We start from the raw sequence: 26,580 nt of genomic DNA, 5'->3' as shown, positions 1-26,580 counted from the left end.
CAGCCTCACGCAAAATCTTCGCCTATATCGATCTCCACCGTGCGCGGCACGGTTTCCCCACCCGCATACATCTCCTCGAGCGAACCGAGCGTGGCTTCCACATAGGCGCGCAACACCGCATAACTGCGCGCGTGCAAACGCGGCGGCATCGCCCGGTAACGCGCGAGCGCGGCGGGATCGAAGCGGATATCGATAGCTATGCGGCGCGCCGTTGCGCCAAAGCGCATTGCCACGTAATGAATCACGAGCGAAAGCTGGCCGTCGTCACCCGGTCGCTCGGAGAATTGCGTCTGCTCCGGGAACAGGTCGCTGACCACGCGCGCCAGCAATTCAATATCGGCGCTCGGGCAGTCGTATTGATATTCGTCGTCCATCTCAGTCTCCGGCCTCTACACGCGCCGTGCGCGCCGCTCGATTCGCAGCGGCCGCCACGCCCAGGAAATAGCGCCGCAGCGCACGCATCACGATTAAGCCGAACACGAGATACACGGCGTCGGCGGCGAGCAGCGGAATCAAGCGCGCCTGATACAGCGCGACCGGCAACGCGATCAGCGCGTGCGCGACGATCATGAACGGCAGCGTGAAGCGGAAACGCTCACGCAGCATGTGCCACATTGCCACCGACAATCCCACCTGGAACACAAACGCCGCTGCCCGCTCGACCAGGAACAACGCGGCGGATTCCGGCGCGAGACTGCCGAGCACGGCATGCAGCCGCAGCAGTGACTCGGCCGGGACGCTCGTGAAATATTGATCGAGCATGCCGCGATCGGCAAGCAGCGCGTAGAGGATCCACTGCAGTTGCACCAGCACGCCGACAAGCCAAGCTTCCGCGCCGCCATGGCCGATTCCATAGCCCAGTGCCGTGCCCGGGCGTTGCAATGAAGCGGGATCGCGCTTGATTAGCCATTTCATGCCCGCGTAGCGCCCGACTTCCTCGCAGATGCCCGTGGCAAGCGCGCCGTAGATCACGAAAATGGCCGGATTCATCAGCAGGCCGACCGTGGTCGCGTTGCTCAGGACGAGTCCGTGCAGACCGCGTTCGATCACCATCGAAAATAGGGCGAAGACGGCGATCCCGACAATCACGTCACGACGCTCGAAGCCAAACCGCGGTTTCGTCTTGCGATACAACCAGATGGGCAACGCGGCAATCAGCAACGTCGCGATGGTGAGACAGACCAGCGTCAAGGCACTTACCATTAATTAAATTTCCTCAAAAACTATGTGCCGCCGTTATGTGTTGGTGCAGACCTTAGTGTCGAACTCGATGCCGATGTCGATGTCCGCACGATCAGTTCGCCCGGCAGAAGGCATTCTCGCGCCGCCACAACCGCGCCTTCTATGCGCTCATGCAGGAACTCGACGGCGCGCTCGCCTATGGTATAGGTCGGCTGGCGCACGGTCGTCATGCCGGCGAGCTCGGCCCACTCGGAGTCATCGATACTCATCAGCGCCACTTGCCGCTGCCAGTCAGCGCCATGAAGCTCCTTCAGATGCAGCGCGACCCGCAACGCCACCGGTGCATTCGCCGCGAACAGCGCCACGTTTCGATTCTGCCGATGCGCGGCGTTGATACGCGCATCAATTTCGGCGAGGGTTTCGTCATTATCCAGATCGAGCACGATCGTGGCGCCTGACACTCCGGAAACGCCAGAAACGCCGAGCGCGCCGATAGTGTCACGAAATGCCGCTTCGCGCACGCGTCGCGAGCTGACCTGCGCGTATGGCTGGACGACAAACAGCAGTTCATCGAAACCCTGGCTCACCAGATGATGGATCGCCATCCGTACCGCTTCCGTGTTGTCCAGCCCGACCATATCGGTCACGAGCCCTTCGACCGAGCGGTCCACCAGCACGACCGGCACACCGCCGCGAGCGAGCGTTTCCAGCGTCTCCTCCTTCACGCCGAGCGCATTCACAATCACGCCCTCCACGCGATACGTGCTCAGCAGCTGGAGGTATCGCTGCTCCAGATCGACCTCGTTCGCCGCGTGGCAGATCAGCGGCATATAACCATACGCGTGACAGGCTGCTTCCACGCCCTGCAGCACCTCGACGGTGTAAGGATTCGTCAGGTCTGCGACCAGCATCCCGACCAGCCGGTTGCGGCCGCGTTTCAGCCCGCGTGCCATCTGGTTCGGGCGGTAATCGAGCTTCGCGATCGCCTCCTCTATGCGCTCGCGCAATTCCGTCGACAACACGCCTGTCTCGCCGTTCAGATAACGCGAAATGCTGGTCTTGCCGGTGCCGGCTTCACGCGCGACGTCGGTGATGGTCGCGCGCCGGTCATTCGAAAAGTTGTCTCTTGCCATGTTCTCGTTCGACATCCGATAAAAACAAAGCGCGCCAAGGCGCGCTTTGTTCAATGCAGCGAGCTTGGCTTCAACCCGCTCAGCGCTTCAATGCTTCCGGATTCACCATGTTGTTCGTCAGCGTGCCATTCAACGCGCCGATCAGGTTCTCCGCGGCGTTCTTGTTCATCGCGTGGCGGGTTTCGTGCGTGGCCGAGCCAATATGCGGCAGCGCCACGACGTTCTTCATCTTGAGCAACGGCGAGTCGGCAGGCAGCGGCTCGTTCACGAACACATCGAGGCCCGCACCGAGGATCGTGCCGTCCTGCAATGCTTGGATCAGCGCATCTTCATCCACCGTCGGTCCGCGTGACGCGTTGATCAGGATCGCGCTGCGCTTCATTTTTTTCAGCTGCTCGGCGCCGATCAGGTTGCGCGTTTCAGCAGTCAGCGGCACTTGCAGCAACACGAAATCCGAAGTGGCGAGCAACTCGTCCAGATCGACTTTCTTCGCGCCATAGTCGCGTTCAGCCTGCGCATTCGAGCTGCGGTTCGTGTACAGCACATTCATGCGGAAGCCAAGCGAAGCGCGCCGCGCCACTGCACCGCCAATCCGTCCCAGCCCGATAATACCAAGCGTCTTGCCCTGGACATCGACACCAAAAGACTCTTCGCCAATGCTCTTCGTCCACTTGCCCGCCTTCACCCATTCAGCAAGTTCCACCACGCGGCGCGCGCTTGCCAGGATCAAGGCGAAGACCGTATCCGCGGTCGATTCCGTCAGCACGTCCGGCGTGTTCGTGAGCACGATGCCGCGCTTGTTCAGGTCGGCGATATCGAAGGCATCGAAACCCACGGAAACCGTCGCCAACGCCTTCAGCCTCGTTGCCCCTTCGAGCATGGCGGGCGTAATCTGCGTGCTCGCACCGATCGCTCCATCGGCATCTTTCAACGCTGCAACGAACGCGTCGTGCTGCTTCGGGTCGACGGTCGTAACGTCCGCGTGTTCCTGAAGGTATGCAAGCACGTCCGCGGGCAACGGCTTATACGCGACGATTTTCTTTTTCATCGAAACAGGTCCTGTGGGGTCAAGAAGGTTGGTGCCTCAATTATCTCAAGCACGTGTGGCCAGTTTGGCGGCGGGTGCGACCGGCTGCGGTTTCACGATCAGCGTCAGTATGACGGCCGCCACCAGCGCGGCGCTCATGAAGACATACGACGCTGCCGGCGACCCCGTCGCGCCGTTCAAATATCCGACCACATACGAGCCGACGAACGATCCAAGCGCGCCCATGCTGTTGATCAGCGCCATTGCGCCGCCCGCCACATTCTTCGGCAACAACTCGGGCACGATCGCAAAGAACGGGCCGTAAGGCGCATACATGGCGGCGCCCGCGATCACGAGCAGCGCATAAGAGCCCCAGAAACTCGTCGATCCAAGCAGGTACGATCCCGCAAAAGCGAACGCGCCGATCAGCAGGAACGGCCACACGAACAACTTGCGGCGCTCGAGTTTGTCCGACGCCCAAGACGCCGCGATCATCGCAATAGTTGCCGCGAGATAAGGCACGGCCGACAGCCACCCGGTCTCGACCATGCCGAACGTGGACGCGTTCTTGAGGATCGACGGCAGCCACAACACGAAGCCGTACACGCCGATGCTCCAGCAGAAATATTGCGCGGACAGCTTGATCACCGCGGGCGACTTGAACGCCTCGCCATAGTTCTTGACCGGTTTGATCGCTGCTTGTTCCGCGCGCAGCGTATTGTCCAGATCGCGTTTTTCCTGCTCGGAAAGCCATTGAACTTGCGCCGGCTTGTCCTGCACGATAAACCACCAGATCACCGCCCAGATGATGGCCGGTGCGCCCTCCACCACGAACATGTGGCGCCAGCCGAATGAATTGATGAGATAACCCGATACCACCGACATCCACAGCACCGTCACCGGGTTGCCCAGGATCAGGAAGGTGTTGGCGCGCGAGCGCTCGGATTTCGTGAACCAGTTGGAGATGAAGATCAGCATCGCGGGCATCACGGCCGCTTCGACGACCCCGAGCATGAAACGCAGCACCATCAACGATGGAATGTTGGTAACCACGCCGGTCAGCGCGGCGCACCCGCCCCACAGGATCAGGCTGACGAACACGAGCTTCTTCACACTGCGACGTTCCGCGTAGATCGCGCCGGGAATCTGGAAGAAGAAATAACCGAGGAAAAACAACGCGCCGATCAGCGATGCCAGCCCCTTGCTGATGCCGAGATCGTGGTTGATACCGGCCGCCGAAGCGAAGCCGAAGTTCGCACGGTCGAGATACGCGAGGCTGTAGGTGATGAACACGATCGGCATGATCGTCCACCAGCGGCGCACCGCGAGCGCTGGCTTACTGTTATTGGCACTGGCTGGCTGCATGATTGTCTCCGTCCTTGGCTCGTTTTCTATGTGATTGCTGAGGGGCTATCAAGGCGCTATGAAGCGTCTCTATAAAGCGGCGCGGTGCTGGTTTGCGTCCCGTTGCCGCCCGCTTGTTCCAGCGCATCGAGTTCGCTGCGGGTCGGCAGGCCTTCGCTATCGCCAATCACCTGGATCGCCAGTGCGCCGATGCGGTTGCCGCGCGTCAGCGCGTGCCGTACGTCGCGTCCTTCCAGCAGCGCGCTCACTACGCCGACGGCGAAACCATCTCCCGCGCCGACCGTATCGACGACATTTTTGACAGGGATCGCCGGCACCGTGCCCTCGTCGTTATCCGCGGTCCGGAAGTACGCGCCATGCGCACCGAGCTTGACCACCACGCCCTTCGCACCCTGATCCAGATAGAAACGCGCGATGTCCTCGGGCTTCGAGAAACCTGTCAGGATCTTGCCTTCGCTGACACCCGGCATCACCCAGTCGGCCAGCGCGGCGAGCGCGTTCAACGCCTCCGCCATCGCTTCGCGCGACGGCCAAAGCGTCGGCCGCAGGTTCGGATCGAAGGAAATGGTCTTGCCGGATTTACGCATCTCCCGTGCCATATGGAATGCCAGCTCACGCGAGGTCGCCGAGATGGCCGGTGCAACGCCCGTCAGGTGCAAGTGGCGCGCGCCCAGCACGTAATCGGCTACATAATCATCGAGCGATAAATGGCTCGCCGCCGAGCCTTTGCGGAAATATTCGATCGCCGGATCGCTACCATCGTCATTCTTCGATTTGAGCTGGAAAGCAGTCGGATAACGTTCGTCGATCGTCACGCAACCTGCGTCGATTCCTTCCTTCGCGAGCACATCGAGTACGTATTGGCCGAATGAATCGTGGCCCACGCGGCTCATCCAGCCGACCCGGAAACCGAGCCTTGACAAGCCGATCGCGACGTTCAGATCCGCGCCGGCCACGCGCTTGGTGAACTGGCCGACCTTCGCGAGATCGCCGGTCTCGGCGGCGACGAACATCGTCATGGCTTCGCCGTAGGTCACGACATCGAGAGGGGTTTTCATAAGCGGTCCTTCGTCATTCATTGAGGGGGCATTCAGGCCGATTTCAGGCCGACTTTCAAGCCGATGCAAGTTGTTTGACGTAGCGTGCAGCGTCGGCGGCGAGATTGTTTTGATCGAATGGAAATTCAATACCGCGCGGGACGTGAGCCGGCAAGTAAGCCAGCAACGCGGCGAGGTAAGCGTCATCCGTCGCGGGAGCCGTTGCAAAACGTCGCGCGCCTTCACCCTCCACCGCCTTGCAGTGCACGTAACCCACGTATTTGGCCAGGCGCTGCGCCGCTTCGAGCGGATCTTGCTGCACCCATCGCCAGTTGCCGGTATCGAAGGTCATCGAGAGCGTGTGTGAGTGATTTTCCAGGGCGTCGAACAACGCGGAGAACGCATCGATCGTACCGCCCGCTTGCAGTTGACCGTTCTCGACGACGATCTGCGCCTTGGAATTCCGGATCCCGGCGATCAGGCGATCGAGCGTCGCTGAATCCGTCGCCGCGCCGGCGCTCTCTGACCCGCCGAGCTGAAATTTGACGATACGCGCATCGAGCGCAGCCGCTTCGTCCAGCGTCTGCTCCATCGCGCATTCGTCGAGGGCGCCGGTTTCGTCGAAAAGCGTCGCGGGCGTGGAATAGACGGGCCAGATGCCGGCCGCCCGGATTCGCTGACCGAGTTCGTACAAGGCAGCAGGCTGCGATTGGGCCTGATAGGAAAACAATTCGCGACGGACTTCGAAACCGGCCGCGCCTGCTTTTGCCGCGGTTTCCGCCCAGGTTGCGTGGCCGTCGCGGCGGATCGTTTCCGCGCCAAATGCGCTCGCCACAATCACGACCGGGACGTTTGCGTTAGCCCGGGTATTTTTGATCAGATTTCCAGATTTACCGTGTTCCACAGTGGAATTTGCCTTTAACCGGCCAATGGAACCGGTTCCAAGAACGAATTTCAAAAAAGACGCGTATTGCGTCGGAATGATTTCGCATCATGCGCCTGGGGATCAAGGGACGCTATTCTGGAATTCCCTAAGGATGGGCGATTTGCTCGCGCCGATGGAAAGTTGGGGTGCTCGAGGCTGTGAATCCGGGCGAGGCATCACTTTTCAACCCCATCCGCCACGCAAAGCGCGTAAAAGCTCGCCGCCGCCCGCGACGCCGCCGCGCCATGTGGCATCAGGATCGAAAACCGCCGCGTCAACGGCTCCGGCCCGATTCGCAAACGCTGCAGCGCGCCGTCCTCATGGCGCATGGACATCGCCGATACAAATCCTATCCCCATCCCCGCCCGCACCGCTTCCTTCACGCCCTCCACGCCCGCGATCTCCAGCGCCACCCGCATTGGCACGCCGGCCCGGGCGCACGCGCGCTCGACCAGTTGGCGCACGCCCGACCCGCCCTCGCGCAAAACCAGCGAATGAGCGCATACCGCTTCCAGTGTCACCCCGCCGGAGGCAGCCGCCAGCGGATGGCCGCTCGGCGCAATCGCCACGATCTCGTCCTCGCGCCACGCCGTGACTTCGGTTCCCGGCGGCAGATCGGCGCCCACCGGCCCTTCGATCATCGCTATATCCAGCGAATCCAGCGCAGCAACAATCTCAGTCGTATTCCCGTCGATCGTGTGCACCGTCACATCCGGATGCTGCCGATGAAACTCCGCGATCAGATAAGGCAGCAGGTAACTCGCTGGCGTCGTGCTCGCGCCAATCCTCAGCGTGCCGCGCTCAAGCCCCCGTAGCGCATTCCGGTAGGCGTGCGCCTGCCCGACGGTCTCGCGGATGCGCGTGGCATAAACCGCGAGCTGTTCGCCGGCGGCGGTTAGCCGGATGCCGCGGCCGGCGCGCTGGTACAAAGGCTCGCCGAATTCGTCCTGCAACTGGCGCAGTTGCCCGGACACGGCCGGCTGCGACAAATGCAGCGCGAGCGCTGCCCGGCTAATGTTGGCGTGCTCGGCGACGGTGGCGAAAGTTATAAGCTGGTCTGCGGTCATTGGCGTTCAACTATCGGCTGAACGGATAGTTTACATCCTAAATGACGATTTCTCATATCGATATATCAAATATAGGATTGCCACATCGAACCAAAACGGAAAAACCGTGAATACCCTCGCCACTCCTGTCGCATCTCGTCCGGCCCCAACCGCTCCACTTGGTCAAACGCGCGGTCAACTCAACGGCATTTTGTTTGTCGCGCTCTTTGCCGCCGCCGTCACGCAACTCGCCGCGCTGCCGTTTATCGCGAATCTGGGACTCAGTCCGCTGATCGTCGGCATTGTTGGCGGCGCTATTTACGGTAATGCGCTGCGTGATGGCATGCCGGAAAGCTGGGCGTCGGGCGTGAACTTCTCCGCTCGCAAACTACTGCGTATCGCAGTCGCTTTCTTCGGGCTGCGCGTGAGCCTGCAGGAAATCGCTCAGGTCGGACTGCCTGGGCTGACGGTGTCGGTACTGGTGGTGGTGAGCACGCTCGCCATCGGCACATGGGCGGGCATGAAGCTGATGAAGCTCGACCGCGATACGGCATTGCTGACCGCAGCCGGCAGCGCGATCTGCGGCGCCGCGGCGGTGCTTGCATTCGAATCGACGCTGCAATCCGAGCCGCATAAGAGCGCGATGGCGGTGGGCAGCGTCGTGCTGTTCGGCACGCTTTCCATGTTCCTCTATCCGCTCGCGCTGCACCTCGGCTGGCTGCATCTGGACACGCTGGGCGTCGGCCTGTTTTTCGGCGGCACGATCCACGAAGTGGCGCAGGTGGTGGGCGCGGCCAGCAACGTGAGCCCGGAAGCGACGCATATCGCGACTATCGTGAAAATGACACGTGTGATGCTGCTCGTCCCGGTGCTGCTCGTGATCGGCATGTGGGTGAACCGCTCGCGTAACAACGCTCAAACCGACGGCAGCGGCACGAAGCGCAAGCTGGCCATTCCCTGGTTCGCGCTCGGCTTCCTTGCGCTTGTTATCGTGAATTCGTTGCACGTTTTGCCGGGTTCCGCTACCCACACGCTGAACACGCTCGATACCTTCGCGTTGACCATGGCGATGACTGCACTGGGTATCGAAACGCGCATCGCGCAAATTCGCCAGGCGGGACCACGCGCGCTGGTGACTGGAGCGATCGTCTATGCCTGGCTGATTGGGGGAGGACTCGCAATAACCATGGGCGTAGAGCGCTTGCTCGGGTAAGGTTCGTAGAGGTGCCGCTTGCATGAAGACAAAAGCCCCGCATGCGGGGCTTTTACTTTCCAGTGGCATTACAAGTGCGATGTCCACGCCATCCAAGCGCAACGGCACGCGTGTTGCTACCCTCTTGTCTTTGGGTTTCCAGCAATCACACCGCGAGGATATTGCCGATGGCCTACGAACTATATTACTGGGATGGTCTTCAAGGCCGGGGGGAATTCGTCCGGCTCGCGCTGGAAGACGCCGGCGCCGAGTACGTCGACGTTGCACGCGGCGCGAAGAAGGATGGGCAAGGCACCGCCGCCATGATGAAGATCATCAACAGCAAGACCGAGCCGCACATTCCTTTCGCGCCCCCATTTCTGAAGGATGGCGAACTGATGGTGCCGCACGTGGCGAATATCCTGCAGTATCTCGCGCCGAAGCTCGGTCTCGCGCCGAAGGACGAAAGCCTGCGTTATGTCGCGCACGGCTTGCAGTTGACGATCGCGGACGTGGTGACCGAGGTCCACGACACCCATCATCCGCTAGCGAGCGGGTTGTATTACGAAGACCAGAAGGACGCCGCGAAGCAGCGCTCGAAGGATTTCATCGAGAACCGGGTTCCGAAGTTCATCGGCTATTTCGAGCGGGTGCTAGCGCAGAATCCTCACGGCGATAAACAGATGATCGGCAACACGACCACGTACGTGGATCTGTCAATATTTCAACTTGTTGACGGCCTGCACTACGCCTTTCCCCGCGCGATGAAAAAATTCGGCAGCCTGTATCCGCGCGTGGCGGCATTGCACGATGCCGTGCTTGAGCGACCGAATATCGCCGCTTATGTGGACTCGGAACGCCGGCTTCCATTCAACGAATCCGGCATCTTCCGTCATTACCCGGAACTGGATCAGGATGCCTAGGATCCCTGAACCGGCCGGTCTGTATCGGATAAACGTATTCAAAAGGAGCATCAGATGATCGAAACAATTCCCTCCTTCGGACTCGGCACCTTTCGCGTGGACGCGGAGAAAACCGCCAAGTCTGTCACGAGCGCGCTGCAACTGGGGTATCGCCATATCGATACCGCGCAGCTCTACAAGAACGAAGAAGCCGTCGGTAAAGGCGTGCGCGATTCGCTCGTTCCGCGCGACGATATTTGGGTGACGACAAAGGTCTGGCACGACCGGCTGCGTCGTGACGACGTGGTGAAAAGCCTCGTGGAAAGCCACAAGAAGCTGAACATCGGCACGATCGATCTCGCACTGGTTCACTGGCCCTCGCCGGATAGCGTGGTGCCAATCACCGAGTCGATTGCGGGCTTTCAGGACGCGCAGAAGCAGCAGTTGATTCGTCATTTCGGCGTGTCGAACTTTACCGTGCCGTTGCTTGAGGAAGCGTTGAACGCGCCCGGTGGCGAGGGCATTGTGACGAACCAGTTCGAAATCAGCCCGTTCCTCGCGAACCGCAAGCTGGTCGAGGCCACGCAGAAGCTCGGCGTGAAAGTGACCGCGTATATGCCGCTGGGCGAAGGGCGCGCGCACAAGGATCCTACGTTGGCTGCCATCGCCAAGAAGCATGGCGTGACGCCCGCTCAGGTGACATTTGCGTGGCTGCTGTCGCGCGATATCGTGGTGCTGTCGGCATCGACGAATCCAGAACATCAAGAACTCAACTGGGACTCGCAAAAGGTCAGACTGGATGCCGACGATATCGCGAAGATCGATGCGCTCGACGAAGGCCAGCGAAATGCAAAGCCACCGTTTGCGCCGAAGTGGTGATTGAGTAGTTTAACGAAACGAAGAACACAACCCGGCTTCGGTATGACGAGGCCGGGTTGTCAGACCCCGGTCGCTCCGCTCCGCTCCGCTACTCAGCCCAAATGGGTCCGCTTCTCGCGTGCAGGCGCGACGTTGTCCGTTGAAAGCGCCTGGACAATGCCACAGTCCGTCGCCGATTCTTCCGTCGTGCATTGGCCCCTCAACGCAACCAGTTGCAACTTGAGTTGCGTCAATTCGTCGATCCGCCTGTCTACATGAAGAATGTGTTCATCGACGAGCGAATTGATTGAACCGCACGGTTCGCCAGGCGCATCGGTCGCGCTGAGCAGATGGCGGATCTCGTCATGCGTCATGTCCAGTGCCCGGCAATTGCGGATAAACCGCAGACGTTCCGCGTGCGCCTCCGTGTAATTCCGGTAATTCGAATCTGTCCGGCCGGCCTGCGGCATCAAGCCTTCTTTCTCGTAAAAGCGGATGGTTTCAGTCGTGCACTGAGCCATTTTGGCCAATTCACCGATTTTCATTGCTTGAGCTCCCGGCCAACGCTTGACCTTGAAGTGACTTCAGGGCGTCTACTAAACCATAGATCCCTTCAGGAAGCCACGATGTCCCCACTCAGCGAAACGAATCACACGGTTGATGAAGCCCCAACGCGCTCACCGTGCTGCCACGGTCATGACCATTTGTCCGACCATGCGCATTCACATACACATGCACATTCGCACGCCGAGGCTAAGCCCGCCGCCGCTCCTCAAAAGCCTTTGAATGGCGGCGAACGCACGGTGTTTCTCATCGCGCAGATGGATTGCCCGACGGAAGAAGCGTTGATACGCAAGAAGCTTTCGGCCATGCCTTCCGTGCAGAACGTGCAATTCAACCTGATGCAACGCTTGCTCACCGTCGACCACTCGCCGCTTGAGCGCGAGGCGATTGCGCAGGCCATTCGATCGCTGGGGTTCACCGCTGAATTACCCAAATCAATGCCGCAAGGTGGAACCTCTGCCGTCGCCAGGAAAGACTCCCACTGGCCGCTCGCGCTGGCCTGCGCCGCGGCGGTTGCATCGGAGATAGTCAGCTTCGCTGCACTCCCCGGCTGGATCGCGGCATCGCTTGCCGTGCTTGCTGTCATTGCCGGTGGCCTTGGAACCTACAAAAAGGGCTGGGTCGCGATTCGCAACGGCAATCTCAACATTAACGCACTCATGAGCATTGCCGTCACGGGCGCGCTGGTGCTTGGCCAGTGGCCCGAGGCAGCCATGGTCATGGTCCTGTTCAGCCTCGCCGAACTGATCGAAGCGAAGTCGCTCGACCGTGCGCGCAACGCCGTTCAGAAGCTGATGCAGCTTGCGCCCGAGCGCGCGACCGTCCAGCAACCCGACGGCACATGGCAAGACGTGGACGCCAAATCGGTATCGATAAACGCCATCGTGCGCCTCAAACCCGGCGAACGGATCGGACTCGACGGCGTAGTGAGTGCCGGACGCTCTTCTGTCAATCAGGCGCCCATTACGGGCGAAAGCCTGCCAGTCGATAAAGCACCCGGCGACTCGGTGTTCGCTGGCACGATCAACGAATCCGGGGCGATCGAGTATCGCGTGACGGCACTCGCCAGCGACACAACGCTCGCCCGCATCATTCACGCGGTGTCGGAGGCGCAAGGCTCGAAAGCGCCGACGCAACGCTTCGTCGACCAGTTCGCGCGTGTCTATACGCCGGTTGTATTCGCGCTAGCGGTGCTCGTCGCGGTCCTGCCGCCGCTGTTGGCTGGCGGCGTCTGGCATGACTGGATCTATAAGGCGCTGGTGCTGCTGGTGATTGCCTGCCCGTGCGCATTGGTGATCTCGACGCCCGTGACCATCGTCAGCGGCCTCACTGCCGCGGCGCGCAAGGGCATTCTGATCAAAGGCGGCTCCTACCTCGAACGGGGCCGCAAGCTGACCTGGCTCGCGCTCGACAAGACCGGCACGATCACGCATGGAACACCGGCGCAGACCGATTTCGACGTCCTCGCCGATACCGACATCAACCGGTGCCGGCAGCTTGCTGCCAGCCTCGCCGGACGCTCGGATCACCCCGTGTCGCAAGCGATCGCGCGTGCCGCCAACGCGGACAACATCGCCCATTTACCCGTGGATGAATTCGAAGCGCTGCCCGGGCGCGGCGTGCAGGGGACGATCGACGGCAAACCTTACTCGCTTGGCAATCATCGCCTCGTCGAAGAGCTCGGACGTTGTTCCGCCAGCCTGGAAGCCAAGCTCGACACGCTGGAACGTGCGGGTAAAACCGTCGTCCTGCTGATCGGTGAAGCAGGCGTGCTCGCCTTGTTCGCCGTCGCGGACACGGTCAAGGAATCCAGCCGCGCCGCCATTGGCGACCTGCATGCGCTTGGCGTTCGCACCGTCATGCTGAGCGGTGACAATTCGCATACGGCGGCGGCCATAGCGACAGCGGTGGGTATCGATGAAGCCCGCGGCAACCAGTTGCCCGCCGACAAGCTCGCTGCGGTGGCAGATGCCGTGGCAAAACGTGCGGCAGACGGCACGGCGGCAGGCATGGTGGGCGATGGGATCAACGACGCTCCCGCCCTCGCACGCGCGGACATCGGCTTTGCGATGGGCGCAATGGGCGCGGACACCGCCATTGAAACCGCCGACGTCGCGTTGATGGACGACGACCTGCGCAAGATCCCGGCTTTCATTCGGCTCTCAAAGGCGACGCACGCGGTGTTGATACAAAACATCGTGTTGGCGCTGGGGATCAAGGCCGTATTTTTCGTGCTCGCGCTGACGGGTGCGGGAACCCTGTGGATGGCTGTTCTCGCCGACGTAGGGGCAAGCTTGCTGGTCGTTGCCAACGGACTTCGCTTATTGCGCCGATAACCAGCCTGTGCCAAGCAACTCAGCAGGCACATCTACGTCCGAGCACTGCCCCGAGGCCCCTTGCGGGTGATATCCTTGCCCCGCACCATTGGCCTCGACCCGCTCCGACATTCAAGCTCACGTGCTTTCATTCCTGCTTAAACTTCGCACCCGGGCACAGATCCGGTTCCGGTTCTCCGAATCCCACTCCATGCTCGTGTGGGCCGTGATTGTCGGCGTGGCCGGCGCATTCGCGACTGCGGCGTTTCGCTTCGGCATCGACGAATTGCAGCGGCTTTTTGGCGGCGATCACGGTAACTTCGTCGAGATGGCCACGCGCCTGCCCTGGCCTGTGCGGGTCGCATTGCCGACAGCAGGCGGGCTGATCGCGGGGCTGTGCCTGCTGATCGCCCGGCGTCGAAGCTCGGGTCAGGCGAATGCCGACTACATGGAAGCAGTGACCATTGGCGACGGTGTCGTGCCGGTCTGGCAAAGCCTATGGCGCAGCATCTCGTCGCTGTTCACCATCGCGAGCGGCGGGTCCATCGGACGAGAAGGATCGATGGTGCAGCTTGCGGCGCTGTGCGCGTCGCTGATCGGCCGCTGGGTCCACTTCGATCCCCCGCGCCTGCGCCTGCTCGTTGCCTGCGGCGCGGCGGCCGGTATCACCTCGGCGTACAACGCGCCTATCGCCGGCGCGTTCTTCGTGACCGAGCTCGTGCTCGGCTCCATGGCCATGGAAAGCTTCGGGCCGATCGTGGTGTCCTCGGTGGTTGCGAACATCACCATGCGCGAGTTTGCCGGCTATCGGCCGCCTTACGAAATGCCGGTGTTCCCAACAGTCACCGGTGTCGAAGTGCTGCTGTTTGTCGTGCTTGGATTGCTCTGCGGCGTGCTGGCGCCCTATTTCCTGCGCCTGCTGGCGGCATCGAAACAACGCTTCGCCAAGCTGCCCCTGCCGTTGCCCATCCGGCTCGGATTCGGCGGCCTGATTGTCGGCGTGATCTCGATCTGGTACCCGGAGGTCTGGGGTAACGGCTACGAAGTCGTCAACTCGATCCTCCATCATTCGTGGACTTGGGAAGCGCTGGCAGCGGTGCTGTTCTTCAAGATCGTCGCGACCGCGGCAACCGCGGGTTCCGGCGCGGTGGGCGGGATTTTCACGCCGACGCTCTTCGTGGGCGCGGTCGTCGGCTGCCTGTTCGGGCTGGCGGCGCATGCGATCTGGCCGCACTCCACGTCCGCGCCGTTTGCTTACGCGATGGTCGGCATGGGCGCGTTTCTCGCTGCGGCCACGCACGCGCCGTTGATGGCCATCCTGATGATCTTCGAAATGACGCTGAGCTATCAGGTCATGCTGCCGCTGATGCTCTCGTGCGTGGTGGCATTTTTCATTGCGCGGGCGTCGGCGCAGACATCGATGTACGAGGTCACGCTGCGGCGTAATCGCGATGAAAAAGAGCGCTCGCGGCTCGCCGCCACGCAAATGCGCGAGCTGGTGAAACCGGCCGACACCGTGGTCCCGCTCGATGCCGACGTGAAGACCATGACGCGGGTGTTTCTCGAATATCCGGTGAAGTACCTTTACGTCGTAGATGCGGACGGGCAATTTCGCGGCGTGGTGGCGCTGAAGGACATCACGTCCGATCTGCTGGATGAACGCGACACCGCCGTCAAAACGGCAGAAGATTATCTGCAACCTCATTTCGATGTCCTTACACCGAACATGTCGCTGGGTGAAGCGTTGCAGCATTTCCTGGCGTTCCAGGGCGAGCGTTTGCCGGTCATCGACTGCCCGACCCGGCCGGTGTTACTAGGCGTCGTCTACAAGACATCGCTTCTCGATGCTTACTTCCGTCTAAACCCGGCATCACGCTGAAATTGCTCGATGCGTGCAATATTGCACGGCGGTTCCAGGTCACCCATGAAGCGCCCGCTTACCAGCCTATTCTAGAAATCGCTCGAAGAACGGCGGCCTGCGCCGTTTAAAATAAGGCGCCGCACGCATGCATCATTCATCAGGTGAACCGCTGGAAAACAGCACTGATCGATTGGCATAGCGTTTGCTCAAATCCTCGCTACTATTCTCCGTACGGCCTCGTGTTTGTGCTGCTCGTGTATCACTTGCGTGAGCTTGTGTACTCAGTGTCTGGAGGGTTGAGCGATGAAAACCTCAACAGCTTTATTGATGGTTCTGGTATCCGTGTCGTGTTATGCCGCGCCGATCCATACGGACGATGCGGCGATCTACGCTGCCCGCCAAGCTGAGGCCATGCGCGCGACGCTCGCCATTCGCGCCAATGCCCCGCCGGTCTCGCCGCCCGCGCCGGAAGTGCGTGCACAGGAACTCGATCACGCGCATTGGTCTCATGTGGAGTTACCGAAGTCTCGCTCTCCCAGCCACGGCATGGCGAGCCAGGTAATAGAGGTGCAGACGTGAAGCTGAGCCGTTAGCATCGCGAACCGGCGGATAAAGACGGATAGGCCACCTAAAACAACCAAGGGCACCAATGACCGATACGCATGTGAATGCCGGCTTGAATGACGAACCGATCAACGACGAAATCGCAGAGGTCTTGCGTGATCTGAAGTTTCCGACCAACAAGGATGGCATTGTCGATGCGGCGCGCGCCGCAGGCGCGAGCAACGATGTGGTCGCCGTGTTCGATGGATTGCCTGAACAGGATTACGCCAACGCCGACGCGGTGGAACAATTGTTAGGCAGTAACGGCGGATCGGGGATTTCTATCTGAGCTATCTCAGGCTTAGCGGGCACTTTGTACGCGCCTCTCTCACGCGACGTCGGACCCAAACACCACGCGGCTGAAAAACTTCGCCAGGACGGCTTCAGACATTTCGCTGCCGCAAGCCTGCGGATCCGACGTATAAAAAAACTGCATTCCATCAATCAACGCCGTCAGCCCCAGCGCTAACTGCTCCGCCGGCATAGGCAACGGGGTCCCCGCGCGCTCTGAAAACGCGACGATATAAGCGGTCGTCGTCTGCAATAATTCCCGGATGAATGCATTGAATTGCGCGCGAAATTTCGCATCGCGGCTCGATTGCAATTTCGCTTCTACCCACAGCAGAAAACACTTGTTGTCGCGGTAGCACTCACTGTAATACTGCAGCAGGCGGGCTTCCATGTCGGCCCGGCTCGCTTCGCCATCGAAGATGGAATGCAGCCGGCTCATGATCCCGTCGTGATCGCGCTTGAGCAGTTCCAGAAACAAGGCAGACTTGCTGCCGAAGTTCGAATAGAACGCTCCGCGCGTATAACCCGCCGCCGCCGCAATGTCTTCGACACTGGCGGCAACAAACCCTTTCTTCATGAAAACAGTTTGCGCGGCGTCCAGCAAACGCTCACGCGTTTGGTCACGGCTTTGCTCCCGGGTGAGGCGAATTCGTTTCATCGGCTGAGTTTAGCATCTCAAAATTGAATTATGATACGGCTTTGATTTCAGATCCATAGTTGTATTAGAATTCATCGTGTATCTGGCGAAGAGGTACTGGAAAGCTTGGTGGCCGTGGCCTGCCGCCTGTTCGAGTATCGTGCCCCGGATAGCGCCACATCTTGAAAATGCGCAGCGACAGGCCGTGTCGACGCTGCGCACCGGCCGTGCCCGCCCATTCCCTGGCGTGCACGGCGAGCCTTTGCGTCGAGGTCATCCGTGATTCTGCAAGTCTGTCGCCGCACGTTGTTGCCCTCATTGTCATTGTCATCGCTCCGATCGCGGTTACTGTCATTCACGTTGTCCGGGTCGGGATCTTTTCGCGCTCGCCGAACCTTTGCCTGGTCGGTCGGCGTGGTGACAGTCGTCGCGCTCAGCGCATGCGGCAAGAAGGAGGCGCCCCCCGTGGCGCTGCGGCCCGTGGTCGCCATGGCGGCCGTCGCCGACACGCACGCGGTGCAGTCATCGCTGCCCGCCACGATCGAAGCGCGCTACTCGACCCCATTGTCGTTTCGTGTGGCCGGGAAGATCATCGAGCGCCGGGTGCGTCTGGGCGACAGCGTGAAAGCCGGCGAGATCGTGGCGAAACTCGATCCCGCCGATAACGCCAAAAACGCCGCGAGCGCCGCGGCGCAACTGTCGGCCGCCCAGCATCAGCTCACGTATGCCGAGCAGCAAGTCACGCGCGACCGTGCCCAGGCGCAGGAAAACCTGATCGCGCGCACGCAGCTCGAGCAAACCGAAAACGCGTACGCAGCGGCACTTGCGCAGCGCAACCAGGCGCAGGCACAGGCCGCGCTGTCGGCCGATCAGTTGAAATACACCACGCTTGTTGCCGACCGCGCCGGTGTCATCACGGCTGAACAGGCCGACACGGGACAGAACGTATCGGCGGGACAAGCCGTCTATAACCTCGCGTGGAGCGGCGATATCGACGTGGTGTCGGACGTGCCGGAAACCACGCTCGGATCGCTCGCGGTCGGCCAGAAAGCCACCGTCAGGCTTGCCGCGCTGGGAGGCAAACCGTTCGCAGCCCGCGTACGCGAAGTGTCGCCCGCCGCTGATCCGCAAAGCCGTACCTATCGCGTGAGGATGACGCTTGAAGCCCCCACGCCGGACGTCCGGCTTGGCATGACCGCGGACGTCGCGTTCGCGCAAGCGCCTGCATCGGGGGCGTCCGCCGCATCAAGCCAGGCCTTCATAATACCCTCCACCGCACTGTTCCACGCCGGCAAACTGCCGGCGGTCTGGATCGTGAAGGCGGACGACTCGCTTGAATTGCGGCGCGTGGACGTGTCGCGATACGGCGAGCGCACCGTGACGGTTTCCAGTGGCATTGCGCCCGGTGACCGCGTGGTGTGGCAAGGAGTCCATACCGTTTCTGCCGGCCAGAAAGTTCGCGTGGTTGCGCCCTTGCATCCGGAAGATTTCGCGTCATGAGCGACCACGAACGGGAATCAGCGAAAGCCGCTGCCAACGCTGCCGCTGCGGCGTCGGGCGATTATCGTCACGAAGAAGGCAGTTTCAATCTCTCGGCCTGGGCCTTGCGCCATCAGGCGCTGGTCGTCTTCCTGATCGCGATGGCGACCATTTTTGGCATCCTCGCGTACACCCGGCTCGCGCAATCGGAGGATCCGCCGTTCACGTTCCGCGTGATGGTCATCCAGACCTTTTGGCCCGGCGCCACGGCACAGCAGATGCAGGAACAGGTCACCGACAAGATCGCGAAAAAACTGCAGGAGACGCCCGCTACCGATTTCCTGCGCAGCTACTCGCGCCCCGGCGAGTCACTGCTGTTCTTCACGATGAAGGACGGCGCACCCGCGAAAGACGTGCCTGAAGAGTGGTATCAGGTACGCAAGAAAGTCGGGGACATTGCGTACACGCTGCCGAGAGGCGTGCAGGGTCCGTACTTCAATGACGAGTTCGGCGACGTCTTCACTAACATCTACACGCTGGAAGGCGACGGTTTTTCGCCGGTGCAACTCCACGATTACGCCGACTCGCTGCGCACGGTCTTGTTGCGCGTACCCGGTGTGGCGAAGGTCAATTATTTCGGCGACCAGGACGAGCGCGTTTATATCGAAATAGCGAACACGCAACTCACGCGGCTCGGCATCTCGCCACAACAGATTGCTCAAGCGATTGACGGTCAGAATGCGGTTGCGCCCTCCGGTACGCTGAATACGCCCAACGACCGCGTGTTCGTGCGGCCGACCGGCCAGATCACCGACATGGCCGCGCTCGCCAATACGCTGATCCGTGTCAACGGGCGGTCGTTTCGTCTTGGCGACATAGCAACCATCAAGCGCGGTTATCTCGATCCCCCGGCCACTCAAATGCGCGCGGGCGAGAAGCCGGTGCTGGGTATTGGTATCACAATGCAGCCCGGTCAGGACGTCGTGCAATTGGGCAAGGCGCTGGACGCGAAAGTCGCCGAATTGCGTGCGCAACTCCCCGCGGGCCTCGTGCTAAACGAAGTGTCGAGCATGCCGCATGCGGTATCGAAGTCAGTCGATGACTTTCTCGAAGCAGTCGCTGAAGCCGTCATTATTGTGTTGATCGTGAGCCTGGTGTCGCTGGGCGTGCGGACAGGCATGGTGGTCGTGATCTCGATTCCGGTCGTGCTCGCGGTCACCGCCCTCTTCATGTATCTCTTCGATATCGGCCTGCACAAGGTCTCGCTCGGAACGCTGATCCTCGCGCTGGGCCTGCTGGTCGACGACGCGATCATCGCCGTCGAAATGATGGCGGTGAAACTCGAGCAGGGTTGGAACCGCTCGCGAGCCGCGGCCTACGCCTACACCAGCACGGCGTTCCCCATGCTCACGGGCACGCTTGTTACCGTCGCCGGTTTCCTGCCGATCGCGCTGGCCAAATCCAGCACCGGCGAATATACGCGCTCGATCTTCGAAGTGTCGGCCATCGCGTTGATCGCGTCGTGGTTCGCGGCGGTCGTGCTGATTCCGCTGCTCGGCTACAAGCTGCTGCCTGAGCGCAAGCGCGAGGCGCATCACGCCCACGATCATGAACACGATATCTACGACACGAAGTTCTACACCCGTCTGCGCGGCTGGCTGACATGGTGTATTGAGCGGCGCTTCGTCGTGCTCGGCATCACGCTCGTGCTGTTCGTGATTGCGCTGGCAGGTTTTACGCTTATTCCTCAACAATTCTTTCCGAGTTCGGACCGATCGGAATTGCTCGTCGATGTCCGGCTGCAGGAAGGCGCCTCGTTCGACGCCACGCTGCGCGAGACCAAACGTCTTGAGAAAGTGCTGGAGGGACGGCCTGAGGTCGACCATATAGTGAACTTTGTCGGCACTGGTGCACCGCGGTTTTACTTGCCGCTCGATCAGCAATTGCCGCAACCGAACTTCGCGCAATTCGTGATCACCGCAAAGTCCGTGGAGGATCGCGAGAAGCTCGCACGCTGGCTCGAACCTGTGTTGCGTGAGAAGTTCTCTGCCGTGCGTACGCGTTTGTCGCGACTCGAAAACGGCCCGCCGGTTGGCTATCCGGTGCAGTTCCGCGTGAGCGGCGACGATCTGCCGACGGTGCGCGGTATCGCTGAAAAGGTTTTCGCGGAAATGAGTGCGGACAACGGTACGGCCAATGTCCAGTACGATTGGGACGAACCGTCGGAGCGCTCGGTGCGCTTCGATATCGACCAGAAGAAGGCGCGTGAACTCGGAATCAGTTCGCAGGACGTATCGGATTTCCTCGCGATGCAACTGACCGGTTATACCGTCACGCAGTATCGTGAACACGACAAGCTGATCAGCGTCGATTTGCGTGCACCGAAAAGCGAACGGGTCGATCCGGCGAAGTTGGCGACGCTTGCGATGCCGACTCCTAACGGACCCGTGCCGCTCGGAACGATCGGGCATGTGGTGAACGATCTGGAATACGGTGTGATCTGGGAACGCGACCGTCAGCCGACCATTACCGTGCAGTCGGACGTGAAGGCCGGCGCGCAGGGTATCGACGTGACACACGCGATTGAGAAGAAGCTCGCGACGTTGCGCGCGGGCTTGCCGGTGGGGTATCGGATAGAAGTGGGCGGACCGGTTGAGGAAAGCGAGAAGGGCCAGTCGTCCATCAACGCGCAAATGCCGATCATGGCGATTGTCGTGCTGACGCTCTTGATGATCCAGTTGCAGAGCTTCGCACGCGTGATGATGGTGGTGCTGACCGCGCCGCTGGGGTTGATTGGCGTGGTGATCGCGCTGCTGCTGTTCAACAAACCGTTTGGGTTTGTCGCCATGCTTGGGGTGATCGCCATGTTCGGGATCATCATGCGCAACTCGGTGATTCTCGTCGATCAGATCGAACAGGACATTGCCGCGGGGCATCCTCGCTTCGACGCCATTGTGGGCGCCACGGTGCGGCGTTTCCGGCCGATCACGCTGACCGCCGCCGCTGCGGTGCTCGCGCTGATCCCGCTGTTGCGCAGCAACTTCTTCGGCCCGATGGCAACCGCGCTGATGGGCGGCATCACGAGCGCGACCGTGCTTACGCTGTTTTACTTGCCGGCGCTATATGCGGCTTCGTTCAAGGTGCGGCGTAACGAGCGCGCGGGGTTTGAAGATCCAGACGCGCCCTCCACGCCTTCCACGCCCGATGCCCGCAATGGAGGTCAGTCATGAACCGCTCTTACCTGACTGCTCTCGGCTTCACGGCCGCCCTTTCAGCGTGCTCTTTCGGCCCGGACGGAAAACCGCCCGTCATGCCGACGGTGGCCCACTACGGCACCGACGCGCAACCCGCTCGCACTGTAACGGCCGAAGGGGTATCGCAGAGTTTCGATGCCGCTGCGAAACCGGTGCCCGAGTGGTGGAAGCTCTATCGTTCGGAACCGCTGAACGCGCTGGTCGATGAAGGGTTGCGCAACAGCCCGAGCCTCGCCGCGACGGACAAGACCCTCGCTGCGGCGCGCGAACAACTGCGGGCGCAAGTCGGCGAGTCGATGCTGCCGAGCATCGACCTCGGCGGCCAGACGGACCGGGAGCGCGCGATCGGCGTGCCTAACTTCGGGCCGCCCACTGTGCTCTACAACCTCTTTGTCGGGCAGATCCGGGCGCAATACACGTTCGACCTGTTCGGCGCGGCGCGACTGGCGGACAAAGCGTTGGCCGCGCAGGTGGACAGCCAGGCCTGGCAATTCGATGCCGCCCGCCGCGCGCTCGCCGCGAACATTGTCACGGGCGCTATCGGTGCGGCGTCGTTAGGTGCGCAAATCGATACGACCGGGCGGCTGATCGTCCTCGCCAACGAAGACGCGCGAGAAACACAGCGCCGCTACGAACTCGGTTCGGCGTCGCGCGCGGACGCGCTCAACGCGCAATCGAACGCCGCCGCGCTCGCCGCTTCGCTGCCGGGGCTGCGGGCCCAGTGGCTTGCAACCCGTCACGCGCTTGCCGTAATGCTTGGCCGCACGCCGGATCAGGCGCCGCCCGACCTCGATCTCGCGTCGCTCACCGTGCCGGGAAATGTGCCGGTGGTCGTACCGTCGGAACTGCTTGCCAGCCGCCCGGATATCCAGGCCGCCGATGCGCTCCTCAAAGCGGCCGCGGCGCAAGTCGGCGTCGCAACGGCGCAAATGTACCCGAGCCTGACGCTGTCGGCATCGATGGGAAAAGCAGGTTTTAGCTGGCCTGACGCCTTGTCCGGAGCAGGCGCGATCTGGGGAATAGGTGCATCGCTGTCGCAGCCGCTGTTTCATGGCGGCGCGTTGCTCGCCCAGAAGCGCGCCGCGCAAGCGAGCTACGAAGCGGCCGTGGCGCAATACAAGCAGACAGTGCTGAGCGCCTTCCGCAACGTGGCGGATTCACTCGCAGCGCTCGAGCAGGACAACCAGGCACTCAGTTTCGCCGATACCGCCAGCCGCACTTCAATGAGCGCGTTCACGGATTCCGCGGCGCGCGAGCGGCTCGGGGCGATTCCGCCTTCGGCAACACGGGCGAGCGAACGCCAGTATCGTAATGCTCGACTCGATGCTATCCGCTATGAAAGCGCACGGCTCAGCGACACCGCGCTGCTGTTTCAGGCAATGGGTTCTCCATCTGGCAGCACGGCGAATCTTGCGTCTGCGGCGAAAGCGACGCAGACGGAGGCAGCGAAATAACCGTCGCTGTCCGATCGCCTGCCGCTCGGCCGGTTCTGTCTCACCGGATGAGCGGAAGCTGAAACGAGCGCCGTACGCAAAGAGCCGTTCCGACGTTAGTCGGAACGGCTCTTTGTACTTCATCAGGACGGCGGGACCGTCCACGCATCGCTGAGGAAAGTCTGGGATCAAAGACATCGAATGTCACAATCGAGCGTCGGCGAACCATCCACTGCCATGCAAACGCGCCCATAGCGCTCATCAACCCGACTTCTTCACCGAAACCTTTCACTATTCAGATAAATCGCGTTATTTTGAACTGCACTTTCCCATAGGCTGCGAGCTTTCGTGTATTCAGAGGAAATGCCATGTCTCGCTCACCGCTCCGTGACCTGTTTCGGCTCGTTCATTCAGGACTGGAAAAAGTCGCGCTGGCGTGCGCTGCCTTGGGTTTAATGCACGCGACCGCCCGCGCGGGGGAGTCAACACCGGCCAGCGTGCCCGCGGGGGAGCAATGGAGCAGTCACGCCGCGCCTCAACCCACAGCCGATGACCCATGGAGCAACCCCGCAGCAGCAAGCGTCGCAGTTGACGATGCCTGGAGCGCACGGGCCGCAGATCGGATTGCATCGCCCGCGTCACTAGCGTCACCAACGCCGGCAGCAGCACAAGTGCCCTGGCCAGCCGCGGCGAAGAGTGCGCCAGCCTTGGAAGCAACAACCGTCCAGGAAACGCCTTCCGCCCTCGTGATGGATCGTTCCGGTTGGAATGAAACACCGCGTGGACGTTCGCCCGGTCTGATTGCATCCCACGACGCGTGGCTCAAGCGCACCACGCCCGTCGCTGAACCGAGCGAACCGGCGAAAGCGCCGGTTCGCAGTGCGCCGCCTCCGCCCGCCGATCAGTGGAGCGCGCCATTGACCGGCCTTGTTGCATCGAACGATGTTGTGACACCTGCCCCGGCGGTTTCTGCTACTGCCTTCGACGCCAGCTCGCACGCGAGTCTCGTGGTCACGCCCCACGTCGGCCTGTCGCGCGTCAGCGAGGCTCAAGGCGTGTTATCTGCTGAGGCATCGCCGACGGTTTTGGCAGCCGCTCGGCCGATGCATCGACGAACCCGTCCGAATGTTCACTGCACCTCTAGCTCGCCCCGATCCTCGGGGACGAAACGCGCAAGGGCGACGAGAGCGCCGAGGCCCGCATGGTGCCGTTCAGTTTCGGCGAGCGCGCGGCATCGGTAAACGGCGCCGCCGGCGCGGTGAATGGAACCGCTCTTCGCGGCCCGGCTTAATTCGCGACTTCCACCCGATTGCGCCCGTCACGCTTGGCCCGATACAAAGCCAGGTCGGCGGCTTCGATCATCTGCTTGATGTCTTCGCCCCGCTGCGGCACCTGCATGACGCCGCCTACGCTGATCGTGAGCCGATCGCTGGCTGAACCCGTATGCGGCACGGCAAGCGCCTCCACCGCCATGCGGATCTTTTCACCGAGCAGGCGCAAGCCGCCAGTCGACGTGGACGGCAGCACCACAGCGAACTCTTCGCCGCCAAAGCGGGCGGCAAGATCGGCGGGACGGTTCAGGGCCGATTCAATCGCGCGCGCGACGAGCTTCAGCACATCGTCACCCGCCACATGGCCGTAGGTGTCGTTGTACGACTTGAAGTTGTCCACATCGATCATCAGGAAACCGAGCTGCGACTGTTCGCGCGCCGCGCGTTTCCACTCGGCGTTCATGTAGTCGTCGAGACACCGGCGATTCGATAAACCCGTCAGCCCGTCCGAGTTGGTCAGGCGCTGAAGTTCCAGGTTGGTTTCGAGCAGTTTCTGCTGCGACTGCCGCAACGCGCGATAAGCCTCGTCACGCTGAAGCAGATTCAGATAAGAGCGTGAGTGATAGCGGATCCGCGCAATCAATTCGATGGTATCCGGCAGCTTCACCAGATAATCGTTGGCGCCCGCGGCAAACGCGGCGCTCTTGATGCGCGGCTCTTCCTTCGTCGACAACACAATGATCGGAATATCGCGGGTCGCCTCGTTCTCTCGATATTGACGCACCAGCGTCAGCCCGTCCACGCCCGGCATGACCAGATCCTGCAGGATCACCGTCGGCCGCGTGGCCTGCGCGACGCGCAATGCATCCTCGGGATTGGCGCAGTAGTGAAAATCCAGCCGCGGCTGATCCGCCAGCGCGCGGCGCACCGCTTCCGCGACAATGGTCTGGTCGTCGACCAGCAACACCATGACCGCGCTGTCGGCGGCGCTTGGCGCATTCAGCGCATCGGCAAAAAGATCGGCGGCTGAACGCTCCTCGCCTGTATCGTCAAGGGGCCTCGCCGGGTTTTCCGGACGGGATTCGGGGCCGGCCTGCTCGCGCCGCGCGCGCTCTGCCAACGGATCTGCATTTCGATGTTCCATGACTCAATCCTGTTCTGTGTCGAGTTCGAGCGCCTCATTTGCGCAACGATGCAAACGCCTTTTGCACGGCATTCGCGATGTTCGGGAGTGGCAGGATGGCTACCGCCGCATTCAACGCGGCCGCTGCTTTCGGCATGCCGTAGACGGCGCATGTCGCTTCATCCTGCGCGATCGTGTGATAACCCTTGGCACGCATGGCGGCGAGGCCCGCCGCACCATCGCGGCCCATGCCGGTCAGCAGCACGCCGACCGCGTTGCCGCTCCAGCGCGCGACCACGCTTTGAAAAAACACATCGATGGACGGCCGGTACGGCGTCGCCAATGGCTCTTTCGTGTATCCGAGCCGATTCCCACCGCCACAGAAATGCAGGTGGTCGTTGGTCGCCGCGAGCAGCACGCAGCCTGGCTCCGGTCGATCGCCCTCGCGCGCCACGCGCACCGGCAACGCTGACTGTTCGTTGAGCCAGTCGGCCATGCCGATCGCAAAGGACTGGTCCACGTGCTGGACAATCACCGTGGCCGGCGCGAAGCTGGCCGGCAGCCCGGCCAGGAGCGTCGCCAGCGCGCTTGGGCCGCCCGCCGACGCACCGATCGCGAGCAAGTCGCTGCCCGAGGTAATACGTGGCGCGGCTGGGATCGGATTCGCGGCTGCTTTCGTGGCCTGCTGGGCGGCAATCTGGTCGATCTTCGCGGTCAGCGCGGCGATCCCGCGTTTTGCGTCCGGGCCTGCCAGCACGGGGGTGTCGACGGCGTCCAGCGCGCCCGCGCCCATTGCCTCGTAGACCCGCCACGAGTTCGCGCCCACATCGATTGTCACAATCAGGATCGCGCACGGCGTCTCGCGCATGATTCGCCGCGTGGCTTCCGTGCCGTCCATTTGCGGCATGACGAGGTCCATCAGCACGACGTCGGGTTTTTGCGCCCTGCAGTAGTCGACCGCCTGCGCGCCGTTGATCGCAACCCAGATCACCTCGAAGTCGTGGCGGGTCGCAAGCGCTCCTCGCAAGGCGTCCACCGCCAGCGGCATGTCGTTCACGATCCCGATCTTCATCGCTCGCCTC

The 26,580-nt window shown here is 61.7% G+C and carries 22 protein-coding genes; 10 read left to right on the top strand and 12 right to left on the bottom strand.

The window, feature by feature from the left end; genetic code table 11:
* Positions 1-5: 5 nt before the first annotated feature.
* From GSQ93_RS05270 to GSQ93_RS05235, 8 genes are all read right to left on the bottom strand, one after another.
* Positions 6-374, bottom strand: coding sequence for a DUF3022 domain-containing protein (locus tag GSQ93_RS05270; RefSeq protein ID WP_089163775.1), 369 nt, complete (start codon positions 372-374; stop codon positions 6-8).
* A gap of 1 nt (position 375) precedes the next feature.
* Positions 376-1,203, bottom strand: a complete 828-nt coding sequence (locus tag GSQ93_RS05265; RefSeq protein WP_158934536.1) for a YhfC family intramembrane metalloprotease — start codon at positions 1,201-1,203, stop codon at positions 376-378.
* 20 nt (positions 1,204-1,223) lie between these two features.
* Entirely contained in the window at positions 1,224-2,315 is a 1,092-nt protein-coding gene (locus GSQ93_RS05260) for a LacI family DNA-binding transcriptional regulator (RefSeq protein WP_158934535.1), read from the bottom strand.
* Positions 2,316-2,394: 79 nt separating this feature from the next.
* Positions 2,395-3,363 carry an NAD(P)-dependent oxidoreductase gene (locus GSQ93_RS05255; RefSeq protein WP_158934534.1) on the bottom strand — a complete coding sequence of 323 codons (969 nt, stop codon included), beginning with the start codon at positions 3,361-3,363 and terminating at the stop codon, positions 2,395-2,397.
* Positions 3,364-3,408: 45 nt separating this feature from the next.
* Positions 3,409-4,707, bottom strand: coding sequence for an MFS transporter (locus GSQ93_RS05250; protein ID WP_158934533.1), 1,299 nt, complete (start codon positions 4,705-4,707; stop codon positions 3,409-3,411).
* A 56-nt stretch (positions 4,708-4,763) separates the two neighbouring features.
* Positions 4,764-5,765 carry a sugar kinase gene (locus tag GSQ93_RS05245; protein WP_158934532.1) on the bottom strand — a complete coding sequence of 334 codons (1,002 nt, stop codon included), beginning with the start codon at positions 5,763-5,765 and terminating at the stop codon, positions 4,764-4,766.
* 55 nt (positions 5,766-5,820) lie between these two features.
* A complete protein-coding gene (locus tag GSQ93_RS05240; protein WP_158934635.1) occupies positions 5,821-6,621 on the bottom strand; it encodes a sugar phosphate isomerase/epimerase in 801 nt (266 codons plus the stop codon).
* A 224-nt stretch (positions 6,622-6,845) separates the two neighbouring features.
* Positions 6,846-7,736 carry a LysR substrate-binding domain-containing protein gene (locus GSQ93_RS05235; RefSeq protein WP_158934531.1) on the bottom strand — a complete coding sequence of 297 codons (891 nt, stop codon included), beginning with the start codon at positions 7,734-7,736 and terminating at the stop codon, positions 6,846-6,848.
* A 106-nt stretch (positions 7,737-7,842) separates the two neighbouring features.
* Here GSQ93_RS05235 and GSQ93_RS05230 point away from each other — a divergent pair, with 106 nt between their 5' ends.
* The 3 genes from GSQ93_RS05230 to GSQ93_RS05220 all read left to right on the top strand — a co-directional run bounded on the left by GSQ93_RS05230 (position 7,843) and on the right by GSQ93_RS05220 (position 10,688).
* Entirely contained in the window at positions 7,843-8,928 is a 1,086-nt protein-coding gene (locus GSQ93_RS05230) for a YeiH family protein (RefSeq protein ID WP_158934530.1), read from the top strand.
* Positions 8,929-9,095: 167 nt separating this feature from the next.
* Positions 9,096-9,830 carry a glutathione S-transferase gene (locus tag GSQ93_RS05225; RefSeq protein WP_158934529.1) on the top strand — a complete coding sequence of 245 codons (735 nt, stop codon included), beginning with the start codon at positions 9,096-9,098 and terminating at the stop codon, positions 9,828-9,830.
* A 54-nt stretch (positions 9,831-9,884) separates the two neighbouring features.
* A complete protein-coding gene (locus GSQ93_RS05220; protein ID WP_158934528.1) occupies positions 9,885-10,688 on the top strand; it encodes an aldo/keto reductase in 804 nt (267 codons plus the stop codon).
* Between the two features lie 92 nt (positions 10,689-10,780).
* Here the strand turns inward: GSQ93_RS05220 and cadR are convergent, their stop codons facing one another.
* Positions 10,781-11,212, bottom strand: coding sequence for a Cd(II)/Pb(II)-responsive transcriptional regulator (gene cadR, locus GSQ93_RS05215; protein WP_158934527.1), 432 nt, complete (start codon positions 11,210-11,212; stop codon positions 10,781-10,783).
* 81 nt (positions 11,213-11,293) lie between these two features.
* Between cadR and GSQ93_RS05210 the strand changes: the two genes are divergently transcribed.
* The 4 genes from GSQ93_RS05210 (at position 11,294) to GSQ93_RS05195 (ending at position 16,299) form a co-directional block, all read left to right on the top strand.
* Entirely contained in the window at positions 11,294-13,567 is a 2,274-nt protein-coding gene (locus GSQ93_RS05210; protein ID WP_158934526.1) for a cation-translocating P-type ATPase, read from the top strand.
* Between the two features lie 121 nt (positions 13,568-13,688).
* On the top strand, positions 13,689-15,425 hold the full coding sequence (locus GSQ93_RS05205) for a ClcB-like voltage-gated chloride channel protein (RefSeq protein WP_158934525.1): 1,737 nt from the start codon (positions 13,689-13,691) through the stop codon (positions 15,423-15,425).
* Positions 15,426-15,710: 285 nt separating this feature from the next.
* A complete protein-coding gene (locus GSQ93_RS05200) occupies positions 15,711-15,986 on the top strand; it encodes a hypothetical protein (protein ID WP_158934524.1) in 276 nt (91 codons plus the stop codon).
* A 70-nt stretch (positions 15,987-16,056) separates the two neighbouring features.
* The gene (locus tag GSQ93_RS05195; protein WP_158934523.1) at positions 16,057-16,299 is read left to right on the top strand and encodes a DUF2795 domain-containing protein; all 243 of its coding nucleotides are present in this window, start codon (positions 16,057-16,059) and stop codon (positions 16,297-16,299) included.
* A gap of 39 nt (positions 16,300-16,338) precedes the next feature.
* Here GSQ93_RS05195 and GSQ93_RS05190 read toward each other — a convergent pair whose 3' ends face one another.
* On the bottom strand, positions 16,339-16,959 hold the full coding sequence (locus GSQ93_RS05190) for a TetR/AcrR family transcriptional regulator (protein WP_158934522.1): 621 nt from the start codon (positions 16,957-16,959) through the stop codon (positions 16,339-16,341).
* A 393-nt stretch (positions 16,960-17,352) separates the two neighbouring features.
* Here GSQ93_RS05190 and GSQ93_RS05185 point away from each other — a divergent pair, with 393 nt between their 5' ends.
* From GSQ93_RS05185 to GSQ93_RS05175, 3 genes are read left to right on the top strand one after another with little or no spacing between them, the layout of a single operon-like run.
* A complete protein-coding gene (locus GSQ93_RS05185; protein WP_254073751.1) occupies positions 17,353-18,438 on the top strand; it encodes an efflux RND transporter periplasmic adaptor subunit in 1,086 nt (361 codons plus the stop codon).
* Positions 18,435-21,647, top strand: a complete 3,213-nt coding sequence (locus GSQ93_RS05180) for an efflux RND transporter permease subunit (RefSeq protein ID WP_158934521.1) — start codon at positions 18,435-18,437, stop codon at positions 21,645-21,647. Before GSQ93_RS05185 ends, GSQ93_RS05180 begins: the two co-directional genes overlap by 4 nt.
* Positions 21,644-23,125 carry an efflux transporter outer membrane subunit gene (locus tag GSQ93_RS05175; RefSeq protein WP_158934520.1) on the top strand — a complete coding sequence of 494 codons (1,482 nt, stop codon included), beginning with the start codon at positions 21,644-21,646 and terminating at the stop codon, positions 23,123-23,125. Before GSQ93_RS05180 ends, GSQ93_RS05175 begins: the two co-directional genes overlap by 4 nt.
* 1,266 nt (positions 23,126-24,391) lie before the next feature.
* Here the strand turns inward: GSQ93_RS05175 and GSQ93_RS05170 are convergent.
* Both GSQ93_RS05170 and GSQ93_RS05165 read right to left on the bottom strand, forming a co-directional pair.
* A complete protein-coding gene (locus tag GSQ93_RS05170) occupies positions 24,392-25,345 on the bottom strand; it encodes a diguanylate cyclase (protein ID WP_254073763.1) in 954 nt (317 codons plus the stop codon).
* Positions 25,346-25,553: 208 nt separating this feature from the next.
* Positions 25,554-26,570, bottom strand: a complete 1,017-nt coding sequence (locus tag GSQ93_RS05165) for a chemotaxis response regulator protein-glutamate methylesterase (RefSeq protein ID WP_158934518.1) — start codon at positions 26,568-26,570, stop codon at positions 25,554-25,556.
* Between the last annotated feature and the right edge of the window lie 10 nt (positions 26,571-26,580).

The sequence above is a fragment of the Burkholderia sp. S171 genome (assembly GCF_009766085.1).
Lineage (GTDB): Bacteria > Pseudomonadota > Gammaproteobacteria > Burkholderiales > Burkholderiaceae > Caballeronia.
Note: the sequence above shows the minus strand (reverse complement) of the source record. Positions and strands in the feature narration are given on the sequence as shown.

Bases quoted from the DNA above. Each gene is read 5' to 3' on its own strand.
- GSQ93_RS05270 (WP_089163775.1), bottom strand. From the start codon at position 374: ATGGACGACGAATATCAATACGACTGCCCGAGCGCCGATATTGAATTG.
- GSQ93_RS05265 (WP_158934536.1), bottom strand. From the start codon at position 1,203: ATGGTAAGTGCCTTGACGCTGGTCTGTCTCACCATCGCGACGTTGCTG.
- GSQ93_RS05260 (WP_158934535.1), bottom strand. From the start codon at position 2,315: ATGGCAAGAGACAACTTTTCGAATGACCGGCGCGCGACCATCACCGAC.
- GSQ93_RS05255 (WP_158934534.1), bottom strand. From the start codon at position 3,363: ATGAAAAAGAAAATCGTCGCGTATAAGCCGTTGCCCGCGGACGTGCTT.
- GSQ93_RS05250 (WP_158934533.1), bottom strand. From the start codon at position 4,707: ATGCAGCCAGCCAGTGCCAATAACAGTAAGCCAGCGCTCGCGGTGCGC.
- GSQ93_RS05245 (WP_158934532.1), bottom strand. From the start codon at position 5,765: ATGAAAACCCCTCTCGATGTCGTGACCTACGGCGAAGCCATGACGATG.
- GSQ93_RS05235 (WP_158934531.1), bottom strand. From the start codon at position 7,736: ATGACCGCAGACCAGCTTATAACTTTCGCCACCGTCGCCGAGCACGCC.
- GSQ93_RS05225 (WP_158934529.1), top strand. From the start codon at position 9,096: ATGGCCTACGAACTATATTACTGGGATGGTCTTCAAGGCCGGGGGGAA.
- GSQ93_RS05220 (WP_158934528.1), top strand. From the start codon at position 9,885: ATGATCGAAACAATTCCCTCCTTCGGACTCGGCACCTTTCGCGTGGAC.
- cadR (WP_158934527.1), bottom strand. From the start codon at position 11,212: ATGAAAATCGGTGAATTGGCCAAAATGGCTCAGTGCACGACTGAAACC.
- GSQ93_RS05210 (WP_158934526.1), top strand. From the start codon at position 11,294: ATGTCCCCACTCAGCGAAACGAATCACACGGTTGATGAAGCCCCAACG.
- GSQ93_RS05200 (WP_158934524.1), top strand. From the start codon at position 15,711: ATGAAAACCTCAACAGCTTTATTGATGGTTCTGGTATCCGTGTCGTGT.
- GSQ93_RS05195 (WP_158934523.1), top strand. From the start codon at position 16,057: ATGACCGATACGCATGTGAATGCCGGCTTGAATGACGAACCGATCAAC.
- GSQ93_RS05190 (WP_158934522.1), bottom strand. From the start codon at position 16,959: ATGAAACGAATTCGCCTCACCCGGGAGCAAAGCCGTGACCAAACGCGT.
- GSQ93_RS05180 (WP_158934521.1), top strand. From the start codon at position 18,435: ATGAGCGACCACGAACGGGAATCAGCGAAAGCCGCTGCCAACGCTGCC.
- GSQ93_RS05175 (WP_158934520.1), top strand. From the start codon at position 21,644: ATGAACCGCTCTTACCTGACTGCTCTCGGCTTCACGGCCGCCCTTTCA.
- GSQ93_RS05170 (WP_254073763.1), bottom strand. From the start codon at position 25,345: ATGGTGTTGCTGGTCGACGACCAGACCATTGTCGCGGAAGCGGTGCGC.
- GSQ93_RS05165 (WP_158934518.1), bottom strand. From the start codon at position 26,570: ATGAAGATCGGGATCGTGAACGACATGCCGCTGGCGGTGGACGCCTTG.